The 14,738-nt window shown below is 68.0% G+C and carries 14 protein-coding genes; all 14 read left to right on the top strand.

The window, feature by feature from the left end; all coding sequences use genetic code 11:
* The first annotated feature begins 226 nt into the window (after positions 1 to 226).
* Positions 227 to 1,306, top strand: a complete 1,080-nt coding sequence (locus ACW14X_RS12175) for a hypothetical protein (protein WP_457165755.1) — start codon at positions 227 to 229, stop codon at positions 1,304 to 1,306.
* Between the two features lie 207 nt (positions 1,307 to 1,513).
* Positions 1,514 to 1,870, top strand: a complete 357-nt coding sequence (locus ACW14X_RS12170) for an NADH-quinone oxidoreductase subunit A (RefSeq protein ID WP_008356428.1) — start codon at positions 1,514 to 1,516, stop codon at positions 1,868 to 1,870.
* Position 1,871: 1 nt separating this feature from the next.
* On the top strand, positions 1,872 to 2,426 hold the full coding sequence (locus ACW14X_RS12165; protein ID WP_160025681.1) for a NuoB/complex I 20 kDa subunit family protein: 555 nt from the start codon (positions 1,872 to 1,874) through the stop codon (positions 2,424 to 2,426).
* Between the two features lie 23 nt (positions 2,427 to 2,449).
* Positions 2,450 to 3,055 carry an NADH-quinone oxidoreductase subunit C gene (locus ACW14X_RS12160; RefSeq protein WP_457166063.1) on the top strand — a complete coding sequence of 202 codons (606 nt, stop codon included), beginning with the start codon at positions 2,450 to 2,452 and terminating at the stop codon, positions 3,053 to 3,055.
* The gene (locus ACW14X_RS12155) at positions 3,052 to 4,365 is read left to right on the top strand and encodes an NADH-quinone oxidoreductase subunit D (protein WP_160025679.1); all 1,314 of its coding nucleotides are present in this window, start codon (positions 3,052 to 3,054) and stop codon (positions 4,363 to 4,365) included. Before ACW14X_RS12160 ends, ACW14X_RS12155 begins: the two co-directional genes overlap by 4 nt.
* Complete coding sequence (gene nuoE / locus ACW14X_RS12150; protein WP_160025678.1) at positions 4,362 to 5,108, top strand: NADH-quinone oxidoreductase subunit NuoE; 747 nt, start codon at positions 4,362 to 4,364, stop codon at positions 5,106 to 5,108. The genes ACW14X_RS12155 and nuoE overlap by 4 nt, the downstream gene beginning before the upstream one ends.
* Positions 5,101 to 6,414: an NADH-quinone oxidoreductase subunit NuoF gene (gene nuoF, locus ACW14X_RS12145; protein ID WP_350836782.1), complete on the top strand. Its 1,314-nt coding sequence runs from the start codon at positions 5,101 to 5,103 to the stop codon at positions 6,412 to 6,414. The genes nuoE and nuoF overlap by 8 nt, the downstream gene beginning before the upstream one ends.
* Entirely contained in the window at positions 6,393 to 8,624 is a 2,232-nt protein-coding gene (locus ACW14X_RS12140; RefSeq protein WP_457165754.1) for an NADH-quinone oxidoreductase subunit G, read from the top strand. The genes nuoF and ACW14X_RS12140 overlap by 22 nt, the downstream gene beginning before the upstream one ends.
* Positions 8,621 to 9,916, top strand: coding sequence for an NADH-quinone oxidoreductase subunit NuoH (gene nuoH, locus ACW14X_RS12135; RefSeq protein WP_160025675.1), 1,296 nt, complete (start codon positions 8,621 to 8,623; stop codon positions 9,914 to 9,916). The genes ACW14X_RS12140 and nuoH overlap by 4 nt, the downstream gene beginning before the upstream one ends.
* Positions 9,913 to 10,452, top strand: a complete 540-nt coding sequence (gene nuoI / locus ACW14X_RS12130) for an NADH-quinone oxidoreductase subunit NuoI (RefSeq protein ID WP_160025674.1) — start codon at positions 9,913 to 9,915, stop codon at positions 10,450 to 10,452. Before nuoH ends, nuoI begins: the two co-directional genes overlap by 4 nt.
* Entirely contained in the window at positions 10,449 to 11,153 is a 705-nt protein-coding gene (locus ACW14X_RS12125) for an NADH-quinone oxidoreductase subunit J (RefSeq protein WP_160025673.1), read from the top strand. The genes nuoI and ACW14X_RS12125 overlap by 4 nt, the downstream gene beginning before the upstream one ends.
* Complete coding sequence (gene nuoK / locus ACW14X_RS12120) at positions 11,150 to 11,455, top strand: NADH-quinone oxidoreductase subunit NuoK (protein WP_008356449.1); 306 nt, start codon at positions 11,150 to 11,152, stop codon at positions 11,453 to 11,455. Before ACW14X_RS12125 ends, nuoK begins: the two co-directional genes overlap by 4 nt.
* Complete coding sequence (gene nuoL, locus ACW14X_RS12115; protein ID WP_160025672.1) at positions 11,449 to 13,314, top strand: NADH-quinone oxidoreductase subunit L; 1,866 nt, start codon at positions 11,449 to 11,451, stop codon at positions 13,312 to 13,314. The genes nuoK and nuoL overlap by 7 nt, the downstream gene beginning before the upstream one ends.
* Positions 13,314 to 14,735, top strand: a complete 1,422-nt coding sequence (locus tag ACW14X_RS12110; protein ID WP_457165753.1) for a complex I subunit 4 family protein — start codon at positions 13,314 to 13,316, stop codon at positions 14,733 to 14,735. The genes nuoL and ACW14X_RS12110 overlap by 1 nt, the downstream gene beginning before the upstream one ends.
* Positions 14,736 to 14,738: the final 3 nt, after the last annotated feature.

The following is a 14,738-nucleotide window of genomic DNA, read 5'->3' as shown; positions in this document are numbered from 1 at the left end:
GAGTCGGCGCATCCTGACGCGAAATCAGGCCGAGTCGGCTCGTCATGACGAGCCGACTCGGCGAGATCTTGGGTGAGTACGGGCCGACTTGGCGGATTCCTGCCTGGCTGGATTCGCCTCGGATCCCGACTGACGGGGACCCGTCCCGAGTTTGCCCACATTCCCTCCCCGGTATCCGTTACGCTGCGGCGACTTTGGGCCGCGAGGACGCTGAGGGGAGCCGCTCGTGGACGTGGATGTGGTGCCGGGATCGGTGACGTTCTGGACCGTCACCCTCGATGATCAGCGTCGGCTCAAATGGGCGATGGTGAGATTGCGGCTGCGAAGCTGGTCCTACTGGGTCCTGGGGCTGGTTCTGCCAGCGCTGATGACCGGCTCCGGCTGGTTCGGGTCGCGTGATCTGGGGCTTGATCCGCTCAGCGATGCTGTCGCTCTGGTGATGATCTTGACCTTCGGGATCGCCTGCTCGGCGCTCACGCTGCCGCTGTGGATAGTCCCTCGCCGCGTGAAGCGCGAACTTCCTGTCGGAGCCACTCTCGTCGCATGGACGACGGAGAGCGGATTGGGCGTGCGCACGCCCAGCCGACTCACCTTCTACCCCTGGTCGCGGCTGACGCAGGTCGAGGCGGGGCCGGTGCTTGTGCGGTGTCGGCAGGAGGGCGCTAGGACGTTGGCCGTACCGGCGTATCTACCGGCCGGGCCGGATGAGCTGGCGCGGTCGATCGACTTCCCGGCCCAGCTCATCGGGCCGGACATCAGACACGAGCTGGCACAGAGAGCAGGCCGGGAGTCCGTGGAGGTTCCGCTGGCTGGGGAGCCGACCGTCGTCGACCGTGCCCTGAGGCGGCGGCTCATCCGGGCAAGGCTGTGGACGCGGTTCGGCATCACGGCGCCGTTCGGCATCGTGGCGTGGTTGGTCCCGGTTGCCATCGCCCTCAACATCGCGGTCCATCTTGCCGGTGGCTCCTACAGGATGGCTGCCTTCCTGGTAGTGGTGATCCTGTGCAACCCGCTCATCTGGCTGCTTTCCGGCGAGGGCCGGATGTCGGGAATGTATCCGGTCGGCGCGACCGTCACCGGCTCCGTCGGTGAGTCGCTCGAGATCCAGGGACCGTGGGGGAGCGTCGCCTGGCATCGGGGGTGGCTCAGGCAGCGGCGGATGACCGCGCACACCGTGACGTACGAAGTGATGCAGACGAACGCCGACGGGAGTCCCGCTCAGCTGATCGACGTCGAGAAGCGGATCGTCGTGATCCCCCGGGCCTTCCTCGACACGCCGACGCCGGCCGTCAGCACCGAAGTCTGACCCGCCACAACCCCGCCATGGCGTGGTTCTGCAAGCGTTTGCCGCCGGATGCTGAGGCACTTTCCCGCCATGGCGAGAAAGTGCGCGCGCCATTTCGGCAACCCACTTGCATTCCGTCACAGGAGTGGCAGGATGTGAGTTGGCCCACATTGTGATTCTATTCACAAAGTCTCAAGAAGGGGTGGGCCGCTCAGGGTAGGAGGCGAGATGGAGCTCTACGTGCCGGTGCTCGCGTTGGCGGGACTGGCGACGCTCTTCGCGGTCGGTTCGGTGATCATGAGCTCGGTCGTCGGACCGAGCCGCGCCAACCAAGCCAAGGCGGATCCCTACGAGTGTGGGATCGAGGCCACGCCACAGGCGCTGGGCGGTCGCTTCCCGGTGAAGTACTACATCACCGCGATGCTCTTCATCATCTTCGACATCGAGATCATCTTTCTCTACCCGTGGGCCGTCAGGTTCGACGCGATGGGATGGTTCGGCCTCGCGGAGATGGGCCTGTTCCTGCTGACGGTGTTCGTGGCGTACGCCTATGTGTGGCGCCGCGGCGGATTGGACTGGGACTGACATGGGTCTCGAAGAAAAGCTTCCGAGCGGGGTTCTGCTCACGACCGTCGAGGGCCTGGCGGGCTATTTCCGCAAGGCGAGCCTGTGGCCGGCGACGTTCGGACTGGCCTGCTGCGCCATCGAGATGATGACGTCGGGCGGACCGAAGTACGACCTCGCCCGCTACGGGATGGAGGTCTTCCGCGCGAGTCCACGGCAGGCCGACCTGATGATCGTGGCGGGCCGGGTGAGCCAGAAGATGGCGCCGGTGCTGCGCCAGATCTACGACCAGATGCCCGAGCCGAAGTGGGTGCTCGCGATGGGCGTCTGCGCCAGCAGCGGCGGGATGTTCAACAACTACGCGATCGTTCAGGGCGTCGACCACATCGTGCCCGTCGACATGTATCTCCCCGGCTGTCCGCCACGCCCGGAGATGCTGATCGACGCGATCCTCAAGCTCCACGACAAGATCCAGGGCGGCTCGCTGGGCGTCAACGCCGAGCGCGAGGAGGTCGCCAACGAGACCGCGGCGCTGCGCCAGCTGCCGCTGATCGACCAGACGGGACTCCTGCGGTGAACGATCGTCACGACGCCAGTGGCATGTTCGGGGTGGCGGACACTGGCGACACCAGCGGCTACGGCGGTCTCACCCGCCAGCACGCGATGCCGAGCCGCACCAGCGACGTCGGAGTGCAGCCCTACGGCGGCTGGTTCAAGGAGATCGCCGACGCCCTCGCCTTTGCCGAGGCGGAGGCGGTCATCCACCGCGGTGAGCTGACCTTCCACGTACGCCGCGAGCGGCTGCTCGAGGCCCTGCAGGTGCTCCGCGACGAGCTGCGGTTCGAGCTCTGCTCGGGTGTCTCCGGGGTGAACTACCCCGCTGACCAGGGCAAAGAGCTTCATGCCGTCTACCACCTGCTCTCGATGACGTACAACCGCCGGGTGCGGGTGGAGACCTCCGCTCCCGACGAGGATCCGCACGTGCCGAGCGCGGTGGCCATCTACCCGACGCTCGACTGGCACGAGCGCGAGACCTACGACATGTTCGGGATCGTCTTCGACGGCCACCCCGGACTGACCCGGATCCTGATGCCCGACGACTGGCCGGGCCACCCGCAGCGCAAGGACTACCCGCTGGGTGGGATCCCGGTGGAATACAAGGGCGCGACGATCCCGCCGCCGGACACCCGCAGGAGCTACTCATGACGACCACCGAAGACGAGGGACGTACGTTCACCGTCACCGGCCAGGACTGGGACGAGCTGACCGACGCCCTCAAGGACGTCAAGGACGAGCGGATCGTCGTCAACATGGGCCCGCAGCACCCCTCGACGCACGGGGTGCTCCGGCTGATCCTCGAGCTCGAGGGCGAGACGGTCACCGAGGCGCGGGCCGGGATCGGCTACCTGCACACGGGCATCGAGAAGAACATGGAGTTCCGGTCCTGGACGCAGGGGACCACGTTCGTCACCCGGATGGACTACCTGTCCCCGATCTTCAACGAGACGGCGTACGTCCTCGGGGTGGAGAAGCTGCTCGGCATCGGTGCCGAGGTGCCGGAGAAGGCCGACGTCATCCGGGTCCTGCTGATGGAGCTCAACCGGATCTCCTCCCACCTGGTGGCGATCGCGACTGGCGGCATGGAGCTCGGCGCGCTGACCGTGATGACGATCGGGTTCCGCGAGCGTGAGCTCTGCCTGGACCTGTTCGAGTTCATCACCGGCCTGCGGATGAACCACGCCTACATCCGTCCCGGCGGCGTCGCCCAGGACGTGCCGGACGGCACCGTCGCGCGGGTGAGCGAATTCATCGAGTTGATGAAGAAGCGCCTCACCGAGTACGCGGCGCTGTGCAACGCCAACCCGATCTTCAAGGGCCGCCTGGAGCAGGTCGGCTACCTCGACCTGGAGGGCTGCCTCGCGCTCGGTCTGACCGGCCCGATCCTGCGGAGTACGGGCTATCCGTGGGACCTGCGCAAGACCCAGCCCTACTGCGGCTACCAGGACTACGACTTCGAGGTCATCACCTGGGACACCTGCGACTCCTACGGGCGGTTCCGGATCCGGCTGGCCGAGATGTGGGAGTCGCTGCGGATCATGGAGCAGGCTCTCAAGCGGCTGAAGGATCTCGACGGCGCCCCCGTCATGGTGGCCGACAAGAAGATCGCCTGGCCCTCGCAGCTCTCCGTCGGTCCCGACGGCCAGGGCAACTCCCTCGACCACATCCGCCACATCATGGGCGAGTCGATGGAGGCGCTGATCCACCACTTCAAGCTGGTCACCGAGGGCTTCCGGGTGCCGGCCGGCCAGGCGTACGCCGCGATCGAGTCGCCACGCGGCGAGCTCGGCGCCCACGTGGTCAGCGACGGCGGCACCAAGCCCTATCGGGTCCACTTCCGGGACCCGTCGTTCACGAACCTGCAGGCGACCTCCGTGATGTCCGAGGGCGGCATGGTTGCCGACGTGATCGTGGCGATCGCGTCCATCGACCCGGTGATGGGAGGCGTCGACCGATGACGCTTGCTGCTGAGACCTACGACGAGCTGCGCGAGATCGCGGCTCGCTACCCCCAGGCCCGCTCGGGCCTGCTGCCGATGCTCCACCTGGTGCAATCGGTCGAGGGCCGGGTCACGCCCGAAGGAATCCAGGCCTGCGCCGAGGTCCTGGGCCTCACCCCGGCCGAGGTGAGCGGGGTGGCGACGTTCTACACGATGTACAAGCGTCATCCCGTCGGCACCCACCACGTCGGCGTCTGCACCAACACGCTGTGCGCGGTCATGGGCGGAGACGAGATCTTCGCCTGCCTGCGCGAGAAGCTCGAGGTGGGCAACGACGAGACCACCGCCGACGGTGCGATCACGCTCGAGCACATCGAGTGCAACGCGGCCTGCGACTACGCGCCGGTGGTGATGGTCAACTGGGAGTTCTTCGACAACCAGACGCCGGAGTCGGCCTCGCAGCTGGTCGACGACCTGCGTGCGGGCCGCGAGGTCGTGGCCTCCCGCGGCGCGCGGATCACGAGCTGGCGCGAGGCCGAACGGGTCCTCGCCGGCTTCGAGGACGGGCTCGTCGACGAGGGTCCCGCGGCCGGGCCGGCGTCGCTCGTCGGGCTGGAGATCGCCCGCGAGCGCGGCTGGGCCGCACCTTCCGACACCCACGGCTCCGCCGACGTACCGGAGGAGCTGCCCGAGGCCGTCGAGGTGGCCGACACCCGTCGCGCCGAGTCGGAGACGATCGCCGAGGAGGCGTCCGATGACTGACACCCTGACCCCGGTGCTGACCGCCAACTGGGCCGACGAGCAGGCCTGGACCCTGCCCGCCTACGCCGAGCAGGGCGGCTACGACGCGCTCGACGTCGCGCTCGGGATGGCGCCCGAGGACGTACAGACGATGGTCAAGGACTCCGGGCTCCGCGGTCGCGGTGGTGCTGGGTTCCCGACCGGGGTGAAGTGGGGCTTCCTGCCGGCGCCCGACCCCGAGAACCCCAAGCCTCGCTACCTGGTGGTCAACGCCGACGAGTCCGAGCCGGGCACCTGCAAGGACATCCCGCTCATGATGGCGAGTCCGCACACGCTCGTCGAGGGCGTGATCATCTCCTCCTACGCCATCCGCGCGGAGCGTGCCTTCATCTACGTACGCGGCGAGGTGCTGCACGTGATCCGGCGGCTGCAGGCCGCCGTCCGTGAGGCCTACGCCGCCGGCCACCTCGGCAAGGACATCCATGGCTCCGGCTACGACCTGGAGCTGGTCGTGCATGCGGGTGCCGGGGCCTACATCTGTGGTGAGGAGACCGCGCTGCTCGACTCGCTCGAGGGGCGCCGCGGTCAGCCGCGGCTGCGGCCGCCGTTCCCGGCCGTCGCCGGTCTCTACGCCAGCCCTACGGTGATCAACAACGCCGAGTCGATCGCCTCGGTGCCCGCGATCGTGAAGAACGGCGCCGACTGGTTCGCCGGCATGGGCACGGAGAAGTCGGCCGGCGTCGGCATCTTCTCGCTCTCCGGTCACGTCAAGAAGCCGGGGCAGTACGAGGCACCGCTCGGCATCACGCTGCGCAAGCTGATCGAGCTGGCCGGTGGCGTACGCGAGGGTCACGAGCTGAAGTTCTGGACCCCTGGTGGCTCCTCGACCCCGTTGTTCACCCAGGAGCACCTGGACGTGACGCTGGACTTCGAGGGGGTGGCCGCGGCCGGCTCGATGCTCGGCACCCGCGCCCTGCAGATCTTCGACGACTCCGTCTGTGTGGTGCGCGCTGTGCTGCGGTGGACGGAGTTCTACAAGCACGAGTCCTGTGGCAAGTGCACCCCGTGCCGCGAGGGCACCTGGTGGCTGGTGCAGGTGCTGGAGCGGCTGGAGAAGGGCCAGGGTTCGCCTGAGGATCTCGATCTGCTGCTCGACCAGTGCGACAACATCCTCGGCCGCTCGTTCTGCGCGCTCGGTGATGGCGCGACGAGCCCGATCACGAGCTCGATCAAGTATTTCCGGGACGAATACCTCGCCCATCTGGAGCAGGGTGGCTGTCCCTTCGACGCCAAGAAGTCGACCGCATGGGCGGAGGCAGTTCAGTGACCGATGTGACAGTCAAGATCGACGGACATGACGTGACCGTGCCCGAGGGCACGCTGGTGATCCGGGCGGCCGAGGAGGCCGGGATCGAGATCCCGCGCTTCTGTGACCACCCGCTGCTCGCGCCCGTCGGCGCCTGCCGGCAGTGCCTGGTCGACATCCCCGACGCCGGCAACGGCCGCGGGTTCCCGAAGCCGCAGGCCTCCTGCACGATCCCGGTGGCCGAGGGCATGGTGGTGGAGACGCAGAACTCCACGGCCGTGAAGGCCCAGCACGGGATCATGGAGTTTCTCCTGGTCAACCACCCGTTGGACTGCCCGGTGTGCGACAAGGGCGGCGAGTGCCCGCTGCAGAACCAGGCGATGTCCCACGGCCAGGGTGAGACCCGCTTCGAGGGGACCAAGCGGACCTTCCCGAAGCCGATCAACCTCTCGCCCAACGTGCTGCTCGACCGTGAGCGGTGCATCGTCTGCCAGCGCTGCACCCGCTTCGCCGCCGAGATCCCGGGCGACCCGGGGATCGCGCTGATCCAGCGCGGCGCACAGCAGCAGATCGGCATCGCCGAGGACAAGCCGTTCTCGTCCTACTTCTCCGGCAACGTCATCCAGATCTGCCCGGTGGGCGCGCTGACCTCGGACGACTACCGCTTCCGCGCCCGGCCGTTCGACCTGGTCTCCACCCCGAGCGTCGCCGAGCACGACGCCTGCGGCGCCGCGATCCGGATCGACCACCGCCGCGGCAAGGTCATGCGCCGCCTCGCCGGCAACGACCCGGAGGTCAACGAGGAGTGGATCTCCGACAAGGACCGCTTCGGCTTCCGCTACGCCGTCCGCGACCGGCTCACCTCGCCGATGATCCGTGAGGACGGCGAGCTCCGGCCGGCGTCCTGGCTGGAGGCCGTCGCCGTCGCCGCTGCCGGGCTGGCCGGGGCGGGCTCGGTGGGCGTGCTGCCCGGCGGGCGACTGACGCTGGAGGACGCGAAGGCGTACGCCACCTTCGCCCGTGACACGCTGCGCACTCCCCACATCGACTTCCGCGCGCGCCCGCTCTCGGAGGAGGAGACCGGCTTCCTGCGCTCACGCGTGGCCGGGACGCGCCTCACCTACGCCGACCTCGACGCCGCCGACCACGTCGTGCTGGCCGGCCTCGAGCCCGAGGACGAGGCCGGCACGCTCTTCCTCCGGCTCCGCAAGGCCAACAAGAGCGGTCTGCGGATCACCACCCTGAGTCCGTACGCCTCGGAGGGCTCGCGCAAGCTCGGAGCCGAGGTCGTCCTGACCGCTCCCGGTGCCGAGAAGGAAGCGTTGTCCCAGGTCAGCGGGGTCACCGAGGCTTCGGTGATCCTGGTCGGCGAGCGGCTGGCGACCAGCCCCGGCGCCTACTCCGCCGCTGCTGAGCTCGCCGATCGCACCGGCGCCAGGCTCGCCTGGGTGCCGCGTCGTGCCGGTGACCGGGGTGCGGTCGAGGCAGACCTGCTGCCCGGTACGGGCGGCCTCGACGCCGAGGCCATGGTCCGTGCCGGCCTCGACGCCCTCGTGGTCGCCGGCGTCGACCCCGACGACACCGCCGACCCGGCCGCCTTCCTGGCCGCCCTTGACCGGGCCGGCTTCGTGGTCAGCCTCGAGCAGCGGGTCACCGCCGTGACCGAGCGCGCCGACGTCGTACTCCCTGTCGCCACCGCCTCGGAGAAGGCCGGCACCTTCGTCACCTGGGAGGGTCGCCGCCGTCCGTTCCCGAAGGTCTTCGACAAGCCCGCCGCCTACTCGGACGCCGAGGTCCTCGGCCACATCACCGCCGAGTTCGCACTTGTGGACGCCGAGTCTGCAGAAGTGGCGGACGAGAGTGTCGAATCGTCGCCCACAACTACCGATTCGGCCGCCACAGCTACCGATTCGTCGGGGCTTCGGTTGGCGACCTGGCATCTCATGCTCGACAACGGCACGCTCCAGAGCGGCGACAAGGCACTGGCCGCGACCGCGCGACCGGCGTTCGTACGCATCCCGGCAGCGCTCCACGAAAAGGTCGGCGACGTCGTGACGATCACCGGTGACCGGGGGAGCTGGACGCTCCCGGCGCTCCCGGCGGAGCTGGCCGACAACACCGTGTGGGTCCCGACGAACAGCTTCGGACGAGGCGTCTGGGCGGACCTGGCGTCCCCGGGCTCGACGGTGACCGTGGTCTCGACGAGCTCGACCGCCGAGGGGGAGCAGTGAACGGGCTGGAGCAGTTCGGCCAGGACCCCTGGTGGATCATCGCGATCAAGGTCCTGCTGGTCTTCGTGGTCTGCGTCGTGCTGACGCTGTTCAACATCTGGTGGGAGCGCAAGGTCGTGGCCCGGATGCAGCACCGCATCGGGCCCAACCGGCACGGACCGTTCGGTCTGCTCCAATCCCTGGCCGACGGTGTGAAGCTGGCGCTCAAGGAGGACCTGACGCCGGAGAAGGCCGACAAGATCGTCTTCATCACGGCCCCGATCCTGGCCACGGTGCCGGCGTTCGTGACGTTCTCGGTGATCCCGTTCGGGCCCGAGGTCAACCTCTTCGGCGTGCAGACGCCGCTGCAGCTGACCGACATGCCGGTCGCGGTGCTGTTCGTGATGGCGATCGCCAGCATCGGCATCTACGGGATCGTGCTCGGTGGCTGGGCATCCGGATCCACCTACAGCCTCCTGGGAGGGCTGAGAAGCAGCGCCCAGATGATCTCGTACGAGGTCTCGATGGGTCTGGCGCTCGTCACCGTCTTCCTGATGGCGGGCAGCTTGTCCACGAGCCAGATCGTCGAGGCGCAGACGGACTGGTGGTTCGGCGCCCTGCTGCTGCCGTCCTTCCTGATCTACTGCATCTCGATGGTCGGCGAGACCAACCGCGCGCCGTTCGACCTCCCCGAGGCCGAGGGTGAGCTGGTCGGTGGTTTCCACACCGAATACTCCAGCCTGAAGTTCGCGCTCTTCTTCCTGGCCGAATACATCAACATGGCCACCGTCAGCGCGCTCGCCACGACGCTGTTCCTCGGCGGCTGGCGAGCCCCGCTCGGCCTCGGCACGCTCTGGGCCGGCGCCAACGAGGGCTACTGGCCGGTGCTGTGGTTCTTCCTGAAGATGTTCTTCTTCATCTGGGTCTTCATCTGGCTGCGCGGCACGCTGCCGCGGCTGCGCTACGACCAGTTCATGTCGCTCGGCTGGAAGGTCCTGCTGCCGGCGAGCCTCGCCTGGATCGTCGTCGTCGCGGTGATCAAGATGGCCGCGATCCAGGGCGGCTTCAGCCCCAACTGGGTCCTCTTCGGCTTCGGTCTGGCCGTGACGGTGGTCGTGGTGCTCGGCTTCCTCAACCGGCTTCCGGAGAAGGAGGCCCAGGTCACCACGCCGACCGGCGGCTTCCCCACCCCCGCCCTGCCGCTGGGCGGGGCCGTACGGGGTGCCGCCCAGCCGCTGGTGTTCGGACCGCCGGCTGTGCCGACAGCCACCAACGGCGTACGCATTCTTCCCTCTCCTGAGGAGGCCAAGTGAGCAACGACGACCGCTCGTTCAAGGAGCGTTTCTGGGACCCGGTGAGCGGGTTCGCGGTGACGTTCGGGACGCAGTTCAAGAAGCCGGTCACCGAGCAGTACCCACAGCAGAAGGAGCCGACCGAGGAGCGCTTCCACGGCCGGCACCAGCTCAACCGGCACGCCGACGGCCTGGAGAAGTGCGTCGGGTGCGAGCTGTGCGCGTGGGCGTGCCCCGCCGACGCCATCTACGTCGAGGGTGCGGAGAACACCGAGGAGGAGCGTTACTCGCCCGGTGAGCGCTACGGCCGCGTCTACCAGATCAACTACCTGCGCTGCATCCTGTGCGGGCTGTGCATCGAGGCCTGCCCGACGCGGGCGCTGACGATGACGAACGAGTACGAGCTCGCCGACACCTCGCGCGAGAGCCTGATCTACGAGAAGCAGGACCTGCTCGCGCCGCTCGAGGAGGGGATGGAGGCGCCGCCGCACCCGATGTTCCTCGGCAACGACGACACCTCCTACTACGCGCCGGAGCCCAAGGAGTCGGCCCGATGAGCTTTGTCATCCTCGCCTCGATCATGGTGATCGCGGCGATGGGCCTGCTGTTCGCGCGCAAGCCGGTGCACGCCGCGCTGTCGCTGGCGGTCGTGATGATCGGGCTGGCGATGATGTACGCGACGCTGGAGGCGCCGTTCCTGTTCGCCGTGCAGATCGTGGTCTACACCGGCGCGATCCTGATGCTGTTCCTCTTCGTGATCATGCTGGTCGGTGTCGACACCTCCGACAGGCTCAAGGAGACGATCGCGGGGCAGAAGGTGCTCGCCGTCATCCTCGGGGTCGGGCTGGGCGCGACGCTGATCGCGGGCGTCGGCCAGGCGAGCATCGCCACGATGCGCGGGCTGGCCAGCGCGAACGAGGGCGGCAACGTACAACGCCTCGCCGACCTCCTCTTCTCGCGCTACGTGATCGCCTTCGAGGCGACCAGCGCGCTGCTGATCACCGCCGCGATCGGCGCGATGGTGCTGGCCCACCGTGAGCGGATCGACCCGAAGCAGAGCCAGACCGATCTGGCCCAGAAGCGGGTCGCCGACTACGCGAAGAGCGGCAAGCACCTCGGTCCGCTGCCCCCACCGGGCACCTTCGCGCGACACAACAGCAACGACACCCCGGCCCTGCTGCCGGACGGGTCGCAGAGCACGAAGTCGGTCCCGGCCATCCTCGCCGGCGGTCGCACGGAACAAGGAGAGGACGAATGACAGACAACACCACGGCGTACGTCATCCTGTCCGCCATCCTCTTCACGATCGGCACGATCGGCGTGCTGACCAGGCGAAACGCCATCGTCGTCTTCATGTGCGTCGAGCTGATGCTCAACGCGGCCAACCTGGCCCTGGTGGCGTTCAGCCGGATGCACGGCAACCTCGACGGGCAGGTGACCGCGTTCTTCGTGATGGTCGTCGCGGCCGCTGAGGTGGTCGTCGGGCTGGCGATCATCATGACCATCTTCCGCACCAGAAACACGGCTTCGGTCGACGAGCCAAGGATGCTCAAGTGGTGAATCCTGTCGAGGCCAGCGGCGTCTTCTCGCTGATCTGGCTGGTCATCGCGCTGCCCCTGGCCGGCGCTGCTCTGATCCTGATCGGCCGTCCGTTCGCGCCGGCGCTCTTCGACCGGATCGGGCACTGGCTCGCGGTCGGGCTCGCGGGTGCGTCCTTCGTGCTGTCGCTCGTCCTCTTCATCGCCGCCCTCGGTCGCGACGAGGAGAGCAGGCAGGTCGTCCAGCACCTCTACACCTGGTTCGACACCGGCGACCTGAGCGTCGGCTTCGACCTGCTCTACGACCAGCTCTCCAGCCTGTTCCTGCTGCTCATCACCGGGGTCGGCACGCTGATCCACGTCTACTCGGTCGGCTACATGGCCCACGACGAGCGGCGCACCCGGTTCTTCGGCTACCTCAACCTCTTCCTCGCCGCGATGCTGATGCTGGTGCTGGCGGAGAACTACGTCGGCCTCTTCCTCGGCTGGGAGGGCGTCGGCCTGGCGTCCTACCTGCTGATCGGCTTCTGGCAGTACAAGCCGTCGGCAGCGGCGGCCGCCAAGAAGGCGTTCGTGATGAACCGGGTCGGCGACATGGGTCTCTCGCTGGCGATCGCGCTCAGCTTCGTCACCTTCGGGTCGACGTCGTTCTCGGCGATCGACATCAGCGACACCACCACGACCACCCTCAACTGGCTCGGCATCCTGCTTCTCGTCGGTGCCTGCGGTAAGTCCGCCCAGGTGCCGCTGCAGGGCTGGCTGCTCGATGCCATGGAGGGCCCGACCCCGGTCTCGGCGCTGATCCACGCGGCGACCATGGTGACCGCGGGTGTCTACCTCATCGTCCGCAGCAGCGCGATCTTCGACGCCGCCGAGGCCGCCTCGACCGCCGTCGTGGTCGTCGCCCTGGTGACGATCATCTGGGGTGCCGCGGTGAGCTGCGTGAAGGACGACATCAAGAAGGTCCTGGCCGGTTCGACGATGAGCCAGATCGGCTACATGATGCTGGCGGCCGGGCTCGGCGGGCCGGGATATGCGTTCGCGATCTTCCACCTGCTCACCCACGGCTTCTTCAAGGCCAACATGTTCCTCGGCGCCGGGTCTCTGATGCACGGGATGAACGACGACGTGAACCTCAAGCACTACGGCGCGCTGAGCCGGGCGCTCCCGGTCACGTTCCTGACCTTCTCGATGGGCTACCTGGCCATCATCGGGTTCCCCGGGTTCGCCGGCTTCTGGTCCAAGGACAAGATCCTCGAGGTCGCCTTCGCCGAGAGCTGGCTGGTCGGCATCATCGCCCTCCTAGCGGCCGGTGTGACCGCCTTCTACATGACCCGCCTGATGATGCTCGCCTTCTTCGGCCGCAAGCGCTGGCCCGAGGGCGTACATCCGCACGAGTCGCCGCGGATCATGACCGGTCCGCTCGTCGTCCTCGCCGCGCTGTCGGTCCTCGGTGGCGTCTTCGCGCTCGGTGGCTGGATCGAGCACTGGCTCGAGCCGGTGGTCGCGATCGGCCACGCCGAGCACCACGGTCCGCTCCCGGTCTGGGCGACCTCCGTCCTCGCGGTGCTGGTCGTCGCGATCGGGGTCGCGGCCGCCGGGTTCGTCTTCGGGCGCCGCCCGATCACGACCGAGCCGACGCCCTACCTGCACGTCCCGCACGTCGAGGACGTCGTGGTGCCGCCGGGGATGGCGATCACGCGCGGTGCCCTCGCGACCGACAAGTACGCCGTCGACGGCCTGATGAGCGGTGGCCCGATCGCCCTCGCTGCGATCGCCGGTGAGCTCCGCAAGGCACAGACCGGCTACGTACGTTCCTACGCCCTCTCCGTCCTCGGCGGCACTGTGCTGGTGACCCTCGCGATCCTGGTGGTCAACTGATGCTGACAATCCTCGTCCTCGTCCCGTTCGCGGGTGCGCTGATCACCGCGGTGATGCCGGCGCGGCCCAAGGCGTGGGCCTTCGGCTTCGCGCTCGCCACCCTGATCGCCGGCATCGTCACGATGTTCACGGCCCCCGACACCGATCTCGTCTGGATCGAGCCGCTCGGCGTCCACTGGGCGCTCGAGATGGACGGCTTCGGCAAGCTGATGGTGATGCTGACCGTCGTCCTGGTGCCGCTGGTGATGGTCGCGGCGGTCAAGGACCACGACAAGCGGTGGTACGCCTGGGCGCTGGCCCTGGAGGCCTTCGCGCTGCTCACCTTCACCGCCGGCGATCTCTTCCTCTTCTACATCGCCTTCGAGGCGACGCTGATCCCGGCGTACTTCATGATCGGCCAGCACGGCGGCCCCAACCGGGCCCGAGCCGCGCTCAAGTTCCTGATGTTCCAGCTCGGTGGCGGACTGGTGCTGCTCGGTGCGCTGATCGGCTTCTTCGTGGTCTCCTCGGAGGCCGGGTCGCCGTCGTACCTGATCAGCGACCTCGCCCAGCTCGACATCGGCACCACCGCCGAGCGCTGGATCTTCGTGGCGATGTTCATCGCGTTCGCGGTCAAGGCGCCGCTGTTCCCGGTGCACACCTGGCTGGCCGACACCACCGAGCAGGCCACCACGCCGACCTCGGTGCTTCTGGTGTGCGTCCTCGACAAGATCGGCACCTTCGGCATGATCCGGCTCTGCCTGGGCCTGGTGCCGGAGGCGTCCGCCTGGGCGACGCCCGTCGTCGTGGTGCTGGCGCTGATCTCGATCGTCTACGGCGCCGTGTTGGCGATCGGGCAGGACGACCTGCTCCGCCTGATCGGTCTGACCTCCCTGTCGCACTTCGGGCTGATCACCCTCGGCATCTTCGCGGCCACCCGTGAGGGCCTGGTCGGGGCGATCCTCTACATGGTCAACCACGGTGTCGCCACCGCGGCGATGTTCCTGATCGCCGGGTTCCTGATCGCCCGCAAGGGGACCGCCTCGATCTCGTCGATGCGGGGGATGGAGAAGGCGACGCCGGTGCTCGCCGGCACGTTCCTGATCGCCGGTCTGGCGACCGCCGGTCTGCCGGGTCTGAGCCAGTTCGTCTCCGAGATCCTGGTCCTGATCAGCGCCTTCGACTACCACTGGCTGGTCGGTGTCATCGCGGTCACCGCGATCGTGCTGGCCGCCATCTACGTGCTGTGGGCCTACCAGCGGATCTTCACCGGACCTGCTCAGCTGTCCACACCGGTCCGCGATCTCAATCGGCGAGAGGTCGGGGTACTCGTTCCGCTGCTGGTCGCCCTTCTCTTCTTCGGCTTCGTCCCCGGACCGCTGATCTCGGCGGCGTCGCCGGTCGTGGAGCCTCTCGTCAATGTGATCCAGGCAGGTGAGTGACGC

It is taken from the genome of Nocardioides sp. YJ-D4 (assembly GCF_054031495.1).
This window is presented reverse-complemented; position numbering and strand designations above follow the sequence as displayed.